This window comes from Kitasatospora sp. NPDC001603 (assembly GCF_040298365.1).
GTDB lineage: Bacteria > Actinomycetota > Actinomycetes > Streptomycetales > Streptomycetaceae > Kitasatospora.
Window position 1 is genome coordinate 99,020 of record NZ_JBEPAA010000023.1, and the last position, 12,238, is coordinate 111,257.

Annotated in this window: 11 protein-coding genes; 7 read left to right on the top strand and 4 right to left on the bottom strand. The window is 72.1% G+C overall.

Annotated features, from left to right (window positions below):
- Window positions 1-71: 71 nt before the first annotated feature.
- A complete protein-coding gene (locus ABT263_RS17175; RefSeq protein ID WP_329488993.1) occupies window positions 72-494 on the bottom strand; it encodes a DUF350 domain-containing protein in 423 nt (140 codons plus the stop codon).
- A 160-nt stretch (window positions 495-654) separates the two neighbouring features.
- On the opposite strand from ABT263_RS17175, the gene ABT263_RS17180 reads away from it, so the two are divergent.
- Window positions 655-1,002 carry a hypothetical protein gene (locus ABT263_RS17180; RefSeq protein WP_352291219.1) on the top strand — a complete coding sequence of 116 codons (348 nt, stop codon included), beginning with the start codon at window positions 655-657 and terminating at the stop codon, window positions 1,000-1,002.
- A 5-nt stretch (window positions 1,003-1,007) separates the two neighbouring features.
- Window positions 1,008-2,237, top strand: a complete 1,230-nt coding sequence (locus ABT263_RS17185; protein WP_352291220.1) for a glutathionylspermidine synthase family protein — start codon at window positions 1,008-1,010, stop codon at window positions 2,235-2,237.
- Between the two features lie 62 nt (window positions 2,238-2,299).
- On the opposite strand, the gene ABT263_RS17190 is transcribed toward ABT263_RS17185, so the two are convergent.
- Complete coding sequence (locus ABT263_RS17190; protein WP_352291221.1) at window positions 2,300-2,785, bottom strand: LURP-one-related/scramblase family protein; 486 nt, start codon at window positions 2,783-2,785, stop codon at window positions 2,300-2,302.
- 203 nt (window positions 2,786-2,988) lie between these two features.
- On the opposite strand from ABT263_RS17190, the gene ABT263_RS17195 reads away from it, so the two are divergent.
- The 3 genes from ABT263_RS17195 (at window position 2,989) to ABT263_RS17205 (ending at window position 6,738) form a co-directional block, all read left to right on the top strand.
- On the top strand, window positions 2,989-3,471 hold the full coding sequence (locus ABT263_RS17195) for a GNAT family N-acetyltransferase (RefSeq protein WP_352291232.1): 483 nt from the start codon (window positions 2,989-2,991) through the stop codon (window positions 3,469-3,471).
- 210 nt (window positions 3,472-3,681) lie between these two features.
- Entirely contained in the window at window positions 3,682-4,836 is a 1,155-nt protein-coding gene (locus ABT263_RS17200; protein ID WP_352291222.1) for an acyltransferase family protein, read from the top strand.
- A gap of 87 nt (window positions 4,837-4,923) precedes the next feature.
- A complete protein-coding gene (locus ABT263_RS17205) occupies window positions 4,924-6,738 on the top strand; it encodes an NHL domain-containing thioredoxin family protein (RefSeq protein WP_352291223.1) in 1,815 nt (604 codons plus the stop codon).
- A 91-nt stretch (window positions 6,739-6,829) separates the two neighbouring features.
- Here the strand turns inward: ABT263_RS17205 and ABT263_RS17210 are convergent, their stop codons facing one another.
- Window positions 6,830-8,125 carry a M18 family aminopeptidase gene (locus ABT263_RS17210; protein ID WP_352291224.1) on the bottom strand — a complete coding sequence of 432 codons (1,296 nt, stop codon included), beginning with the start codon at window positions 8,123-8,125 and terminating at the stop codon, window positions 6,830-6,832.
- Window positions 8,126-8,436: 311 nt separating this feature from the next.
- A complete protein-coding gene (locus ABT263_RS17215; protein ID WP_352291225.1) occupies window positions 8,437-10,266 on the bottom strand; it encodes an acyl-CoA dehydrogenase in 1,830 nt (609 codons plus the stop codon).
- A gap of 215 nt (window positions 10,267-10,481) precedes the next feature.
- Here ABT263_RS17215 and ABT263_RS17220 point away from each other — a divergent pair, with 215 nt between their 5' ends.
- Entirely contained in the window at window positions 10,482-10,994 is a 513-nt protein-coding gene (locus ABT263_RS17220; RefSeq protein ID WP_329488978.1) for an SseB family protein, read from the top strand.
- 161 nt (window positions 10,995-11,155) lie between these two features.
- Window positions 11,156-12,112 (top strand): pirin family protein, encoded by a 957-nt coding sequence (locus ABT263_RS17225; protein WP_352291226.1) that lies wholly within the window; start codon window positions 11,156-11,158, stop codon window positions 12,110-12,112.
- The last annotated feature ends 126 nt before the right edge of the window (window positions 12,113-12,238 follow it).

Consider the following 12,238-nt stretch of genomic DNA (forward strand, 5'->3'; position numbering starts at 1 on the left):
CCGTACGACGCGGGCCGTACCCGCCGGGAGCGGGCGCCCCGGGGGCGGGCGCCCGGGCCTCCGACGGCGGCTCAGGCGATCGCGGCCGCCACGATCGCCGCCACCGCGATGTTGCAGCTGGCGGTGACCCAGACCGCCGGGTGCGGCTCGGGGTCGACCAGGATCGCGCCGAGCTTGCCGGGCGTCAGGACGTCCACCGCCCAGAACGCGACGGCCATCAGCACCAGGCCCAGCAGGCCGAAGCAGGCCGTGGAGACGAGGCCCTTGCCGAAGTCCTCGTAGGTGTACATGATCGCCGTGAAGACGATGCCGCCGATGCCGAGCAGCGCGGAGCTGAGCACCGCGGCGGCGTTGCGGTTGCGCTCCACCCAGATCTGGTGGCCCAGCTTGCCGGGCGTCAGGACGTCGACCAGGCCGACGCCGAGGAGCAGCAGCACCACGCCGACGGCGCCGAAGGCGGCCGCCGCACCGAGGCCGTGCAGGATGTCGTTCATGGGTGTTCGTCCCCCGTGTCCGCTCACTGGAGGCCGCCCGGTCCGGCTCGGCCCGGTCCGACCGTCAAGGATCGGCAAAACATATCCCATCGGGCGTGGCCGGAACAGGAATCCGGGGCCCCTCCCGTACCATGCCGGCCCACGCGTACCATCGGGCGCCATGACGCCGTCCCAGTCCCCCACCACAGCCACCGGCACCGGCAGCCCGGGGCCGGACGCCCGGCGCCGCTCGGGCTTCGTCACCCTCGGCATGGTCGGCACCCTCGCCCTGGCGCTCTCCGGCTGCTCCTCCGGCGGCGGCACCCCGCCGAGCCGCTGCGTCGACCCGACGACGCTCAAGGTGCTCGACAGCCACGCGTGCGCGGGCGGCACCACCGCCGCCGCCGGCCGCTGGTACTACTGCGGCTCCGGCGGCACCACCGCGCTCGGCGGCACCTTCGACAAGGCCGCCACCAAGCGCGGCGGGTTCGGCTGCCCCGCCGGCTCCAGCGGCTCGGGCGGGGGCTGACCGCGGTGCGCCGCAGAACCATCGCCCCGCGCCCCGACTGGCTGGCCACCGTCGAGGGCCAGGGCCTGATCTACGCCATGTGCTCCGACCCCTGCAACCAGGGCGGCCCGCACGCCTACTGGGACGAGAGCGGGTACTACGAGTTCTCGCTGCCCGAGGTGGAGGCGCTGGAGGAGGTGGTCGAGGAACTGCACCTGATGTGCCTGGCGGCCGCCGACCACGTGGTCCGCACCGGCCGGTTCGCGGACTACGGGATCACCGACCCCCGCCTCGCCGCGACCGTCGCCGAGTCCTGGCGGCGGCGCGCCGAACAGCCGGCCCTCTACGGGCGCTTCGACCTCGCGTACGACGGCACCGGACCGGCCAAGCTGTTCGAGTACAACGCCGACACCCCGACCTCGCTGATCGAGGCGGCCGGCCCGCAGTGGTTCTGGATGGAGGAGCGCTTCCCCGCCGCCGACCAGTGGAACTCGCTGCACGAGCGGCTGGTCGCGTCCTGGGCCCGGCAGAAGCACCTGCTGCCGTCCGGCCCGGTCCACTTCGCCCACTCGCGCGGCGACACCGAGGGCGAGGACTGGATGACCACCCTCTACCTCCAGGAGTGCGCCGAACAGGCCGGCATCGAGACGGTCGGCATCGCGATGGAGGACATCGGCTGGGACGGCCTCTCCGGCCGGTTCGTCGACCTCGAACACCGCTTCATCCGCTCGGCGTTCAAGCTCTACCCGTGGGAGTGGCTGGCCGAGGACGAGTTCGGCGAGCAGCTGCTGGACGTCATCGACCACGGCGGCGGCACCGGCTCCACCCTCTGGATCGAGCCGGCCTGGAAGATGCTGCTCTCCAACAAGGCGCTGCTGGCGGTGCTCTGGGAGCTCTACCCGGGCCACCCCAACCTGCTGCCCGCCTACCTGGACGGCCCGCGTGAACTCGCCGACCCGGGCGGCCCCGGGTACGCGGCCAAGCCGCTGCTCGGCCGGGAGGGCGCCGGCATCCGGATCGTCGGGCCGGACGGCGCCGAGACCCGGCTCGCCGACTGGGCCGGCGACCCGGACCGCTACGGCGCCGAGGGCCACTGCTACCAGCAGTACCACCCGCTGCCCGACTTCGACGGCAACCGCCCGGTGCTCGGCACCTGGGTGATCGACGGCGAGGCGGCGGGCCTCGGCATCCGCGAGACGGACGACAGCCCGATCACCCACCAGGGCGCCCGCTTCCTGCCGCACGTCATCGTCTGACCGGCCCGTGAGGGGTGCGGGTGCGGGACGGCCGGTCCCGCACCCGCCGCGGACCACCCGGGTCAGTCCTGCGCCGTCAGGTGGTCCACGCAGGCGGCGACGGCCAGCAGCAGCCCGACGTCCGCGCCGTCGGCCACCTCCACGCCGTAGGTGTCACGGATCCGGAACCACTTGCGGGAGATCCGGGCGAGCTCGCCGCCGTGCTCGTCCTCGATCCGGTAGTCCTTGTCGATCAGGTCCCCGTGGACCTTCAGCTCGCCGCCACCGGCCAGCTCCACCAGGTACTTGTCGCGGAACGGCGTGAACAGCTTCTCCCGGACGGTCGCCACCACCTCGCCGTCGGCGTCCTCGATCCTCATCGCGTCCCGGACGGTGAACGCCTTCTCCTTCACCACCGCGACCACCCGGCCGTCGGCGTCCTTCAGCTCGAAGGTGTCGCGCAACCGCAGCACCTTGCCGTCCACCAGGAACGCCTTGTGCCCCTGATCGTCCTCGATCCAGTAGTCGTCACCGATCGCGAACAGCTTCTCCCTGACCAGGTACCGCATACCGCCTCCTTCGCGTGGACGTGCGATCCATTCGACCCGATCGGCCTCCCCGTACGAAGCACCGCCACACGACGGAGTTGAATGGGCCCGTGGACCAATCCGATCCGTCCGACGCCACCGCTGCCGCAGCCGTCGACGACGAAACCGTCGTTACCGACGACACCGCCGCCGCCGACGACACCGCCGACGTCACCGCCGCCGTCCTGCGTACCGAGCGCCTGGACCTGCTGCCGATCAACCCCGAGCACGCCGAGGAGATGGCCGCCGCCCTCGCCGACCCGGACCTCTACACCTTCACCGGCGGCGGACCGGCCACCGCCGACGCCCTGCGGGCCCGCTACGCCCGGCTCGCGGCAGGCTCTCCCGATCCCGCCGAGGCCTGGGGCAACTGGGTGCTCCGGCTGCGCGCCGACGGCCGGCTGACCGGCTACGTCCAGGCCACCATCGGCCCGGACGCCGCCGAGATCGCCTGGGTCCTGGGCACCCCCTGGCAGGGGCGCGGCCTCGCCACCGAGGCGGCGCGCGCCCTGCTCGACCACCTCCGCGCGTCCGGCGTCACCACCGTCCTCGCCCACGTCCACCCCGACCACCGGGCCTCCGCCGCCGTCGCCCGGGCGCTCGGCCTGCGCCCCACTGACGAGCGGCAGGACGGCGAGGTCCGCTGGCGCTCGGCGCCGCGGTCCTGAGCGCGGCCCGGTCCTGAGCGCGGCCCGGTCCTGAGCGGATCCACTCCCGAGCGCGGTCCCGTCCCGAGCCGACTCCGGGCACACGGAACCGTCACACTCCACCACCGGATGGTCAAGAACGGCCACGGTCGGCCATGATGTCGCTGCCCTGACCGCGGGTGCCCGCACGGGTGCCCCGGCGACGACGCCCCGCCCGCCCGGAGACTCCCCATGCGCCGACTGACCCATGCCGAATTCCTCGCGATGCGGCGGTTCGACGCGCTGGACGGGCTGCGCGCCGTCGCCGCCGTGATCGTGGTCTTCTTCCACTACGGCGGCCCGCAGTCCCGGTTCCTCTCCGGCTGGATCGGGGTGCACGCCTTCTTCGTCCTCTCCGGCTTCCTCATCACCACCCTGATGCTCCGGGAACGGGACCGGACCGGGCGCATATCGCTGCGGAACTTCTACATCCGGCGGGTGTTCCGGATCGTGCCGCTGTACTACCTGGGCCTGCTGATCACCATGGTCGCCGTCTACCGCTCCGGCCACGGCTGGGCGGTGCTGATGGACCACCTGCCGAACTACCTCGGCTTCATGAACGAGTACCACCTCGCCGGCGACACCCCGTACCTGCACACCTGGACCATCGGCATCGAGCAGAAGTTCTACCTGGTCTGGCCGCTCGCGCTGATCCTGGTCGGCCTGATCTCCGACCGGCTCCGCATCCCGCTCGCCGTGGCCGCGATCGCCCTCGTCCTGGTGCCGTACAACGAGACCTGGAAGGGCATGGGCCTGCACTACTCGGTGCTGCTGATCGGCGCGCTGCTCGCCGTCGTGCTGCACAGCCGCCGCGGCTTCGCCCTGCTCAGCCCGCTGACCCACCCGGTGGTCGGCGCGGTGGCCGGGGCCGGCTTCCTCGTCCTGCACGCCCACCTGCCGGACCTGACCGACCACTTCGGCAGCGAGCAGCCCACCATCTTCCTCTTCGGCCTCGGCGTCGCCCTCCTGCTGCCCACCCTGCTCGGCCCCGGCCCGGGCCGCCTGCTGCTCTCGCTGCGCCCGCTGGTCTTCGTCGGCGAGCGCTCCTACGGCCTCTACCTGCTCCAGGCCTCGGCCGTCAGCCTCACCGCCGCCCTGGCCCCGTGGCTGCCCGGCGGCACCCCGGCGTTCGCCGCCGCCGTCTGCCTGGTCGCGCTGGCCGCCGCCGACCTGCTGCACCGCCGCCTGGAGACACCGATGATCGAGGCCGGCCGCCGTCTGATCACCTGGTGCGACACCGTCTCCCGACGGGCCCGCCCCACCGTGCCCGCCCCGGCCGTCGCCCCCGACACCACCGTCGACCCCCCGGCCACCCCCGCCCTCGCCGGCAGCCCCCGCCCGGAGTGACCACCCGCCGGAAGCCCCCGGCCCCCGGGCGCGCTCCCCCGCCGACCGCAGGAATGAGGAGCACCCCACGTGCGGTTTGATGGGGGTATGGCATCTCGTGCACGTGTACGCGCCCCCGAGCTGGTCGGGGCAGGCGGTTGGCTGAACACCGGCGGCAAGGACCTCACCCTCGCCGACTTCCGGGGCAAGATCACCGTCCTGGACTTCTGGACCTTCTGCTGCATCAACTGTCTGCACGTCCTGGACGAGCTCCGTGAGTTGGAGGAGAAGCACCGCGACACCGTGGTGATCGTCGGCGTGCACTCGCCCAAGTTCGTGCACGAGGCCGACCACCAGGCCGTGGTCGACGCCGTCGCCCGGTACGAGGTGCACCACCCGGTGCTGGACGACCCGGCGCTCGCCACCTGGAAGCAGTACGCGGTGCGCGCCTGGCCGACGCTGGTGGTGATCGACCCCGAGGGGTACGTGGTCGCCCAGCACGCCGGTGAGGGGCACGCGCACGCCATCGCCCGGCTGGTGGAGGAGCTGGAGGCGGAGCACGCCGCCAAGGGCACGCTGCGCCGCGGCGACGGCCCGTACGTGGCGCCGGAGCCCACCGCGGGGGACCTCAAGTTCCCCGGCAAGGCCGTCCGGCTGCCGAACGGGCACTTCCTGGTCGCCGACTCCGGGCACCACTCGCTGGTCGAGCTGGCCGAGGACGGCGAGAGCGTCGTCCGCCGGATCGGGGACGGCGTGCGCGGCCTGGTCGACGGCACCTCCCCCCGGTTCAGCGAGCCGCAGGGCCTCGCCCTGCTCCCCGAGGGCTCGGCCTACGACGTGATCGTGGCCGACACCGTGAACCACGCGCTGCGCGGCGTCCGGCTGGCCGACGGCAGCGTCGACACCCTGGCCGGCACCGGCCGGCAGTGGTGGCAGGGCTCGGCCACCGAGGGCCCGGCCCGCGAGGTCGACCTCTCCTCGCCGTGGGACGTCGCCTGGTTCGACGGCGAGGTCTGGATCGCCATGGCCGGCGTCCACCAGCTCTGGGCGTACGACCCGGCGGCCGGCACCGTCCGGGTCGCGGCCGGCACCACCAACGAGGGCCTGGTCGACGGCCCCGCCGCCGAGGCCTGGTTCGCCCAGCCGTCCGGCCTGGCGGTCTCGGCGGACGGCGAGCGGCTCTGGGTGGCCGACTCGGAGACCTCGGCGCTGCGTTCGGTTTCACGTGAAACGAAGGCGGTCGAGACCGCCGTCGGCACCGGCCTCTTCGACTTCGGGCACCGCGACGGCGAGGCGGGGCAGGCGCTGCTCCAGCACCCGCTGGGCGTCACCGTGCTGCCCGACGGCTCGGTGGCCGTCAGCGACACCTACAACCACGCGCTGCGCCGCTTCGACCCGGCCAGTGGCGAGGTGACCACGCTCGCCACCGACCTGCGCGAGCCCTCCGGCGCGGTGCTGGTCGACGACGACATCGTGGTGATCGAGTCCGCCCGGCACCGGCTCACCCGGCTGCGGCTGCCCGAGGAGGCCGTCCGGGTCGAGTCGGTGGCGCACCGCACCCAGCGGGCCGCCACCGAGGTCGCCGCTGGCGCGTTCCAGCTGGACGTGGTCTTCTCGGCGCCCACCGGCCAGAAGCTGGACGAGCGCTACGGCCCGTCCACCCGGCTGCTGGTCAGCTCCACCCCGCCCGAGCTGCTGGTCTCCGGCGCGGGCGCGGACTCCGCGCTCTCCCGCGAGCTGGTGCTCTCCGACCAGGTGGCCGAGGGCGTGCTGCACGTCTCGGCGATGGCCGCCTCCTGCGACGACGACCCGGAGATCGAGTTCCCGTCCTGCCACGTCCACCAGCAGGACTGGGGCGTGCCGGTGAAGCTGACGGCGGACGGCACGCGCCGGCTGCCCCTGGTGCTCGCCGGGATGGAGTAGCCGCGTTCCGGGCGACGCCGGGAAGGCCGAAGGGCCCGGCCGGGTGGCCGGGCCCTTCGGCGTCGGGGGCTCGTGGACCCCCGGGGCGTGCTCAGCCCTCCAGGAAGGCCTTGATCGCGGACGCCAGCAGGAACGGGTCGTCCGCCCCGCACAGCTCGCGCGCCGAGTGCATGGACAGGGCCGCGATGCCGCAGTCCACCGTGCTGATCCCGAGCCGCGCCGCGGTGATCGGTCCGATCGTCGTACCGCAGGGCATGGCGTTGTTGGAGACGAAGGTCTGCCACGGCACGCCGGCCTTCTCGCAGGCCGCCGCGAAGACCGCCCGGCCGATACCGTCGGTCGCGTACCGGTTGTTGACGTTGACCTTCAGGATCGGTCCGCCGTTGGGCATCGGGTGGTGCCCCGGCTCGTGCCGCTCGCTGTAGTTCGGGTGGACGGCGTGGCCCATGTCGGAGGAGAGGCAGACGGTTCCGGCCAGCGCCCGGGCGCGGTCCTCCGGGCTGCCGCCGCGCGCGTAGACGCTGCGCTCCAGCACGTTGCCGAGCAGCGGGCTCTGCGCGCCGGTGTCCGACTCGCTGCCGGTCTCCTCGTGGTCGAAGGCGGCCAGCACCGGGATGTACGGCAGGTCGTCGCCGGCCACGGCGGCCAGCGCGGCGGTGGCCGCGTGCACCGAGAGCAGGTTGTCCAGGCGCGGGCCGGCCAGCAGCTCGCGGTCCCGGCCCAGGTAGCTGGCGGGCTGCACGTCGTGCGTCATGAGGTCCCAGCCGGCCACCTCGGCGGCGTCCACCCCGGCGCGCTGGGCGACGTAGTCGATCAGCGAACCCTCGTCGACCGGGCCGAGGCCCCAGATCGGGGTCAGGTGGCGCTGCTTGTCGAGCTTCATCCCCTCGTTGACCTGGCGGTCCAGGTGGATCGCCAGCTGCGGCACGCGCAGCAGCGGCTCGTCCAGCTGCACCAGCCGCGAGCTGCCGTCCCGCAGCGCCAGGCGCCCGGAGAGGCCGAGGTCCCGGTCGAGCCAGGTGTTCAGCGGCACGCCGCCGTAGATCTCCACCGCGACCTGTCGCCAGCCCGCCGACCCGGTGTCCGGCACCGGCTTCACCCGCAGGTTCGGGGAGTCGGTGTGGGTGCCCACGACGCGGAACGGCGTCTGCGGACCGGCGCCCTGCGGCACGTACCAGGCGATCAGCGCGCCGCCCCGGATCACGTAGCGGCCCCCGGCCGTCGCGTCCCAGGCGTCCGTCTCGGCCACCTGCCGGAATCCCGCCTTCTCCAGCCGCTCGGCGGCGCTGGCGACCGCGTGGTAGGGCGACGGTGAGGTACCGAGGAAGGCAATCAGATCATCGGTGTGCGTCCGGTCGAAGAAAGCCTGACGGGCGGCGGTCGACATGCTGCTCCTGAGTCGAGGGAGGGCTGAAGCCGGATGGGGGGTCGGCTTCGCCCCTTGAGCATATGCCCGTACACGGACAGGACACTCGGATCCCCCCAACGGATGCAGAACGCGGACAGAAACGTGAACTGACGCCGCGCCGGGCCCCGCGCACCCTGCGGCCGCGCCCGGTAGCGGACCGTCATCCGGGGCCCGTGACCGGGACCGCGGCCCGCCGGGGCGGCCGGGCCCGGGCACACCGAAGGGCCCGGTCGAGGAACCGGGCCCTTCGGCGTGAGGGTGGGGTCAGGCGGTCATCGGGGGTGCGGGCGTCAGAACGCCTCCTCCGCCAGGTCCATGATCTCGTTGTCGACGCCCTCGGCGATCAGACGCTGCGAGCCGACGGTCGGCAGGATGTTCTTGGCGAAGAAGCGGGCCGCCGCGACCTTGCCCTGGTAGAAGGCGACGTCCTTCTCCGAGGCGCCGGCCTCCAGCTTGGCCAGGGCCACCGCGGCCTGGCGCAGCAGCAGCCAGCCGACCACGACGTCGCCGGAGACCATCAGCAGGCGGGTGGTGTTGAGGCCCACCTTGTACATGTTCTTGACGTCCTGCTCGACCGAGGAGAGGTCCGCCAGCAGCTTGCCGACGATCGCCTCCAGGTCGCCGGCGGCCTTGGCGAGCAGCTCGCGCTCGGCGGCCAGGGCGTCGCCGCCCGCGGCCGAGCCGAGGAACTTCTGGATCTGCTCGGAGAGCGCGGTGAGCGCCTGGCCGCCGTCCTTGACGATCTTGCGGAAGAAGAAGTCCTGGCCCTGGATCGCGGTGGTGCCCTCGTAGAGGGTGTCGATCTTGGCGTCCCGGATGTACTGCTCGATCGGGTACTCCTGCAGGTAGCCGGAGCCACCGAAGGTCTGCAGGGACTGGGCGAGCTGCTCGTAGGACTTCTCCGAGCCGTAGCCCTTGACGATCGGCAGCAGCAGGTCGTTCAGGCGCTCGGCGGCCTCGTCGCTCTCGCCGCGCAGGCGGGCGGCGAGCACGTCGTCCTGGGTGGAGGCGGTGAGCAGGACCAGCGCGCGCATGCCCTCGGCGTACGCCTTCTGGGTCATCAGCGAGCGGCGCACGTCCGGGTGGTGCGTGATGGTGACGCGCGGGGCGGTCTTGTCCAGGAACTGCGAGATGTCGGCGCCCTGCACGCGCTCCTTGGCGTACTCCAGCGCGTTCAGGTAGCCGGTGGAGAGGGTGGCGATGGCCTTCGTGCCGACCATCATCCGGGCGAACTCGATGATCTTGAACATCTGGCGGATGCCGTCGACCTTCTCGCCCAGCAGCCAGCCCTTGGCCGGGTGCTTGGCGCCGAAGGTCATCTCGCAGGTGTTCGAGGCCTTGAGGCCCATCTTGTGCTCGACGTTGGTCGCGTAGACGCCGTTGCGCTCGCCGAGCTCGCCGGTCTCCCAGTCGAAGTCGTACTTCGGCACGATGAAGAGGCCGAGGCCCTTGGTGCCCGGCTTGCCGCCCTCGGGGCGGGCCAGCACCATGTGGATGATGTTCTCGGACATGTCGTGCTCGCCCGAGGTGATGAAGCGCTTCACACCCTCGATGTGCCAGGAGCCGTCCTCCTGCTTGACCGCCTTGGTGCGGCCGGCGCCGACGTCCGAACCGGCGTCCGGCTCGGTCAGCACCATGGTGGAGCCCCAGAGGCGGTCGGTCATCCGCTTGGCGACCTCCAGCTGCTCCTCGGTGCCCTCGTCGGCGATGACGCCGGCGAAGGCCGGGCCGGAGGAGTACATCCAGATGGCCGGGTTCGAGCCGAGGATCTGCTCGGCGAAGCCCCAGATCAGCGAGGACGGGGTGACCTGGCCGCCGATGGACTCCGGGATGCCCAGGCGCCACCACTCGGCGTCCATGAAGGCCTGGTAGCTCTTCTTGAACGTGTCCGGGATCGGCGCGGTGTTCGTCTCCGGGTCGAAGACCGGCGGGTTGCGGTCGGTGTCGGTGTAGGAGGCGGCGAGGTCGTTCTCGGCAAGGCGCGTGATCTCGCTCAGGATGTTCTTCGCGGTCTCGACGTCCATGTCCGCGAACGGTCCGGTGCCGTAGACCTGCTCGCGGCCGAACACCTCGAAGAGGTTGAACTCCACGTCCCGCAGGTTGGACTTGTAGTGACCCATCGCCGTTTTCTCCGGTTCGTCGCTTCCGGGAGACCGCCGCGTTCGGGCGCCCCGTACCCACCAGTAGGCATCATGATGCTACCCAGCGGTAACATGTTTCAAGCCCCTGACCGTGAATCCGCTATGAACGTGGTCACGTCCCACAAGGCGGGACGGCCACTCCTTGTCAGGATCGACGCCCGCACGGGCGGGTGCGCTCCCGCTAGCCTGTCCGTGTGTACGGCTATGACCAGAACGCATACCCGGGTGATCCCTACCAGCAGCAGGCGGGACCGCAGCCGGGCATGAACGGCATGCCCGGCGCCGGCCCCGGCCCGTACGGCGAGCAGCCGCAGGCGGCGCAGCAGCAGTCCCTCTACCCCGAGCCGTCCCCGCCGTCACTGGCGGACGCGGTCCGGGCCTTCACCACCGGCTCGATGGCGGTGGAGGACTTCCAGGCCATCTTCATCACCTCCAAGGTGCACTGCCCGCGCGGCGAACGCCCCGGATTCCTGGCGCTGCACAACACGCCGACCCCGGTGATCCCGATGTTCAGCTCGCTGAAGGAGCTGCGCCGCTACGCCGGCAAGGACTCGAAGCACTTCACCGTCACCGGTGCCGAGGTGCTCGACCTGCTGCCGACCGGCTACGGCTTCGCGCTGGACATGGAGGGCGAGCACCGGATGGTGTTCGACGCCAAGGCGGTCGAGCAGATGGTCGACTTCACCATGCGCCGCATGTACGGCTGACGGCCCGCCCGGCCGCCGGTCCACCGCCGCGGCCGACGGGCCCCGCGCAACGGGCCCCGGCCCTCCCGTCGCGACATAGTTCAATCTTCAACTTGCTTCTTGTTGAGAATTGAACTAATCTCGTGGACGTAGGCAAGAGGAACCCCCCGAAGGAGGCCGACATGCCAGCCGTGACCGTCGAAAACCCGCTCGTTCTGCCGCGTATCGCGGCGCCCGCCGCCGACTCCCGGCCGCGTCCCGTGCTGGCCGTGTCGACCGCCCCCAGCGGCTTCGAGGGCGAGGGCTTCCCGGTCCGCCGCGCCTTCGCGAAGATCAACCAGAAGTACCTGGACCCGTTCATCATGATGGACCAGATGGGTGAGGTGGACTACGCCGCCGGCGAGCCCAAGGGAACCCCCTGGCACCCGCACCGCGGTTTCGAGACGGTCACGTACATCATCGACGGGACCTTCATCCACCAGGACTCGCACGGCGGCGGCGGCGTCATCACCGACGGCGACACCCAGTGGATGACGGCCGGCTCCGGCCTGCTGCACATCGAGACCCCGCCGGAGTCGCTGGTGATGTCCGGCGGACTCTTCCACGGGCTGCAGCTCTGGGTGAACCTGCCCGCCGCGGACAAGATGATCGCGCCGAAGTACCAGGACATCCGCGGCGGCAGCGTGAAGCTGCTCGCCTCGGAGGACGGCGGCGCGCTGGTCCGCCTCATCGCCGGTGACATCGCGGGCCACCAGGGCCCCGGCGCCACCCACACGCCCATCACGATGATCCACCTGACCGTGAACCCCGGCGCCCAGGTCACCCTGCCCTGGCGGGCCGACTTCAACGGCCTGGCCTACGGCCTCGCCGGCAGCGGTTCGGCGGGCACCGAGCGGCGCCCGTTCCACGTGGGCCAGGCCGTCGTCTTCGGCGAGGGCGACTCCCTCACCATCCGGGCCGACGACACCCAGGACTCCCGGAGCGAGGGCTTCGAGGTCGTCCTGCTCGGCGGGCAGCCGATCCGGGAGCCGGTCGCCCACTACGGCCCGTTCGTGATGAACAGCCACCGCGAGCTCCAGCAGGCCATGGAGGACTTCCAGGCCGGCCGCCTCGGCACCATCCCCGCCGGCGCCAACTGAACACCGCGGGACCGGCGTACGACCGCGGCGGCCCCCCCGAGGGCGGCTCGCTGCGGCTCAGCCCGGCGGGCGCGAACATCGGCCACCTGCCGCAGGAGCCGGAGCGGCGCGAGGGCGAGTCGGTCC

What these genes read in the sequence shown, in the direction of transcription:
- ABT263_RS17190 (WP_352291221.1), bottom strand. Translation starts at nt 2,785, where the DNA reads ATGCGGTACCTGGTCAGGGAGAAGCTGTTCGCGATCGGTGACGACTAC.
- ABT263_RS17175 (WP_329488993.1), bottom strand. Translation starts at nt 494, where the DNA reads ATGAACGACATCCTGCACGGCCTCGGTGCGGCGGCCGCCTTCGGCGCC.
- ABT263_RS17200 (WP_352291222.1), top strand. Translation starts at nt 3,682, where the DNA reads ATGCGCCGACTGACCCATGCCGAATTCCTCGCGATGCGGCGGTTCGAC.
- ABT263_RS17215 (WP_352291225.1), bottom strand. Translation starts at nt 10,266, where the DNA reads ATGGGTCACTACAAGTCCAACCTGCGGGACGTGGAGTTCAACCTCTTC.
- ABT263_RS17180 (WP_352291219.1), top strand. Translation starts at nt 655, where the DNA reads ATGACGCCGTCCCAGTCCCCCACCACAGCCACCGGCACCGGCAGCCCG.
- ABT263_RS17210 (WP_352291224.1), bottom strand. Translation starts at nt 8,125, where the DNA reads ATGTCGACCGCCGCCCGTCAGGCTTTCTTCGACCGGACGCACACCGAT.
- ABT263_RS17225 (WP_352291226.1), top strand. Translation starts at nt 11,156, where the DNA reads ATGCCAGCCGTGACCGTCGAAAACCCGCTCGTTCTGCCGCGTATCGCG.
- ABT263_RS17205 (WP_352291223.1), top strand. Translation starts at nt 4,924, where the DNA reads ATGGCATCTCGTGCACGTGTACGCGCCCCCGAGCTGGTCGGGGCAGGC.